At 59.4% G+C, this 4,022-nt stretch carries 5 protein-coding genes; all 5 read left to right on the top strand.

The features are described 5' to 3' along the window. A partial coding sequence (locus tag ACFWPJ_RS26750; protein WP_378855338.1) for a DUF3558 domain-containing protein occupies nt 1-442 on the top strand: 442 nt, incomplete at its 5' end. A 108-nt stretch (nt 443-550) separates the two neighbouring features. After that, a complete protein-coding gene (locus tag ACFWPJ_RS26745) occupies nt 551-901 on the top strand; it encodes a hypothetical protein (RefSeq protein ID WP_378855336.1) in 351 nt (116 codons plus the stop codon). Then, on the top strand, nt 898-2,097 hold the full coding sequence (locus tag ACFWPJ_RS26740) for a hypothetical protein (RefSeq protein ID WP_378855334.1): 1,200 nt from the start codon (nt 898-900) through the stop codon (nt 2,095-2,097). Before ACFWPJ_RS26745 ends, ACFWPJ_RS26740 begins: the two co-directional genes overlap by 4 nt. Then, nucleotides 2,097-2,867, top strand: a complete 771-nt coding sequence (locus tag ACFWPJ_RS26735) for an ESX secretion-associated protein EspG (RefSeq protein WP_378855332.1) — start codon at nt 2,097-2,099, stop codon at nt 2,865-2,867. Before ACFWPJ_RS26740 ends, ACFWPJ_RS26735 begins: the two co-directional genes overlap by 1 nt. A gap of 2 nt (nt 2,868-2,869) precedes the next feature. Further along, nucleotides 2,870-4,022: hypothetical protein (locus tag ACFWPJ_RS26730; RefSeq protein WP_378855330.1), on the top strand; the 1,153-nt coding region annotated here is incomplete at its 3' end.

Below are 4,022 nucleotides of genomic sequence, written 5' to 3'. Positions count from 1 at the left end.
GGACGTGCCATCGGGGTACGACCCTTGCACTGATGTTCCTGAGCAGGTTCTGACTGAGGAACGACTCGGCAGCAAGGAACCGGACCTTACCGAAGCACCTGGTGGTGTGGTCTGGAAGGGCTGTGACTGGGTCTACAAGGGTGGCGGCGGCTACGCGGCGAGTATCCGCATGACAAACCTGACTGTGCCGATGGTGCGTGACCGAAACTTTCAAGATGCGACAGACTTTGCGATCGGGGGCCGTGAGGCGATCTCCACGCGGCAGTTCGACGGGCCGAACCTCAAGGAAGTCTGCGATGTCAACGTGGCCGTGCGCGGCGGCAGTGTGGAAGTGAACGTGGTCAACCCGCCGTCACGTCGGGATACCGGCCACCTGGACTCCTGTCAGATCGCTCGTTCGCTCGCGGAGAAGATCGCCCCTTCGATTCCCGAAAGTCTTTGAGTAGCAATCAATATCGGCGTAGGAGGGCTTCCTTTGGCGGGAGAGAACGGTCAGAGTGCATTCTCAGGATTGATCGAGCAGGCACGGGGTGGAAGTCTGAATCTCCGGATGGATCCGGAGGAATTCGCGCGAATCGATCGTGAATGTACCGAGTTCCAGACCGCAATTGGGCAGATCCAACAGTCGATGACCGACATTTCGAAGATCGAGACCTGGGGCTTTGGCGATCAGGCGAACTCGGGTTTAACCTCGGCGAGCGTCATGGCGGACCGATTCAGAAAGAAGGCTCGCGGCGGTGACGACTCTTTCTACGATGTGCTTGAAGAGCACTACAAGATCGTCGAAGACATCCGCGTTCTCCATCAGGTGATTCGAGACCGGTTCATGGCAGAAGACGAAGCGTGGGCCGCGCGCTTCCACACAGAAGTCGCCGCACTCGATGCGGGGAGCTCGAAATGACCGGCACTGAACCCGTCAAGATTCCGCCCGCCACGGAGGTACCTCTGTGCTGGACCCACAAGGGAATTCTCAGCGCGTTCGAACAGGTCGCCACCGGCCCCGCCAACGGCGCCGCAACGAAATACCGTGAGTCCGGGACGAAATGGACCAACGCCCTGGAGCAGTTCCGCCAACGCATGCAGGTCTCGATCGCGTCAGCATGGGAAGGCGACTCGGCAACGGCATCGGTCAACGCCATCCGCCGGTACACGTCTGACGCGGACAAACTCACCCCCGCCTTCACCACTATGAGCGATCAGGTCACTGCTGCGGCGGCTGCCGCGGTGAAGACAAAATCAGCGCTGCCTGGTGAAGTGGATCCTGGCTTCCTGGACAGTATGCCGTGGAACAAGGCAGTCGTCCGAGGCCAGCGCGAGGACGCTGAGGACGATGCCCGTGACGTGATGGGCAACCAGTACGTCCTGCCATTCTCCGGAACAGACAGCGCAATCCCGGTTCTGCCCCGGCCGACCAACCCCACCCAGTCCACCGAGGATCCCGGCGGAAGCACCGTCCCCGACAACACGAACGGTGCTGGCAATCAACCCGGTTCGAACGGCGGGACGCAACAGGCACCGACAACTGACACCGGGGACACGGAGGAGGAAACTCCGACCGAATCCTCTCCGACAGAGGACCCCTCGTCGTCGACCCCTACCTCGACCGAAGAGGACGACTCCACAGACACCGCTGGTACAAACAACCCAAGCACCGAGTCGCCGGCGACCACACCCGCCGCCACGAATCCGGCCACCACGAACCAGCCCACGGGACTCGGGAGTGGAAACGGAGGCGGATCGGGTGTCCCCGGCGGGACAGGCGGTTCGCCTGGCACTGGGTCACCAGCCGCGCCGAAGGCGGGTGCCGCGCTGCCGGGTGGGCTGCCGACATCCGCGCCGGCAGCAGCGGCCGCCGCCGCGAGCGCCGCATCAGCCGGAGCCCGCGGAATGTCGGGCATGCCCGGCATGATGGGCGCTGGTGCAGGCCGTGGCAAAGACGACGAATCCGAACACAAGATTCCCGAGTACCTGATCACAGAAGCCAACACGAATGAGCGCATCGGGGACCGGCCCTCAACGGTTCGCGGTGGTGTGCTCGGCAGTCACTTACCCTCGGCCAACCCGCCGCGCACGGACCGCACGTCGGGAGACGCCTGATGTCGGAATGGACCTGGGACCCTGACGATTTCGCCGCGCTCTGGCTGAACGACGGCCGCGACCGCTTCCCCCGCCCACTGCACTTCACCAGCCGCTTCCGCTACCGCGAGGAGTTCGACGCTCACGGTCGAGAGGTCCGTGCGAGGTATACAGATGCGGAATCGGCGGCGATCGCGCTCGCGCTGAACACCCTCGCTACGGCTGACATCCGACTAGAAGTCTCCGCTGATAACGGGGTCGAAGACTCCGGCAATCACACCCATTACAGAATCGTGGGTGCCAGGGACCTACACAATGCGGTCATCGCCGCGCAAACAGTCGTCAACGGTGCCGATGGACCGATCTGGGTTCGACGGGGACGACCCGAGAACCTCGGTAAGGGTATCGCCACCCGAATCCCTCCCTGCGCCCCCGGTCGACATCGGCCCGACGAGTTTCACATCCAAGACCTTGCACCTGACCGCACGAACTACTTCACCGATACGGCCAGGAACTCTCCCCGCGAGCGGTACGACCGACTGATCGACCGCCCTCTCGCTGGCTCGGGATGTGCGGCTCTCCGAATTGGCGACTTCCATACCCGCGACATCCCTCGCCGGGTCATCGAGTGGTTCGATTTCGAAAGCGATGGTCGGTACATCCACCACAAGAACAGCGACCGCATCCGAATCGAGCCGGGAACAAATTCTGACCTTCAATCAATAATGGTGCGATGGATCGACAATGAGATGCATCGCATCTATGGCAACCACACTACGGGCGGGTATTAGAAGTGGGCGACAACGACATTTTCAGGGCGCATCCGGATGAGATCGCGGGAATCGCGGTGGTATTCCGAGAGATTGCAGGCGATCTTACAAATGCGGCCAGTTACATAAACAATCACGGGACGCCGTCCGATAAGATGATGGGCGATATCATCTCTAAGATTGTCCCCGCAGCGACTGATTTGAGAGACACGGCCAATCAGTCCTCCAAGAACTTCTCGTCAGCAACTGAAGGCACCTCGATAAATCTGAATCGGGCGGCGTGGATGTATCATGATACAGACCAGCGCACTTACGCCGCGTTGAATAGCCACACAATGAATATTGGTGGACGTGAGAGTTCGCCATCGGTTGCCGGGCAGGGAATTACTGAAAGCTACCCCGACCCGATCTCGTACACCGCCCCCGAAAATCTTGAATTGCCGGCGCCGGATGGACTTGAGGAGAACCTCGTCAAGGCGATCGAGGACAAGACGGGATGGCTCGGTGATTTCAATGAAGGGATCCGACTTGCGACGGACGAAAAGTGGAGCCCGCTCGGTGAGCTTTTCGAGCCGCTAGAGGGAAACTGGAACGAATTCCGTAGACTCGGCGGGGCATACCGTACGTATGGTAATGCGATGGAGGCGTGTTCAAAGAACATTAGCTGGAGCTCACTTCAGCTCAGTAATTTTTGGGACGGGAAAGCTGCGATATCCTTCGAAAACTATGCGCGGGATCTCAGTAAATCCGTTGAATGGTGGGGGCCAGTTGGCAGGTCTGTCGATCACGTTCTCACAATTATTGCCGAGGAAGTGACTCAGGGCTGCATCGCGATCGCTATGCAGCTCAAGGACTTGTTGCAAAAAGAAGTCGACGTCACTGACGGCAAAACCGCAGTCAAGGTGGCGCTCAAGAAGGTGCCATTTCTCGGCACGACCTGGCAGATAGTCTCACTGGGTAATATCTGCATGCAAGTTTGGAATTCCATCAAGCCTATTTTGGACAAGATAAGAAATCTGGTGGCGGCAGCCAAGAACCTGCTCGAAAAGATTTCAGGGAAGGATAAGCCGAAGGGTGAACTCGGCCAGCTGAATGATACCCTGACACCGATTACCGAAAACCTGGTTGATGCACACAAGGTGGCAGTGATCAGTAATGAACTGAACGAGGTATGGG

This window comes from Nocardia sp. NPDC058497, assembly GCF_042720195.1.
Classification (GTDB): Bacteria; Actinomycetota; Actinomycetes; order Mycobacteriales; family Mycobacteriaceae; genus Nocardia.
Note: the sequence above shows the minus strand (reverse complement) of the source record. Positions and strands in the feature narration are given on the sequence as shown.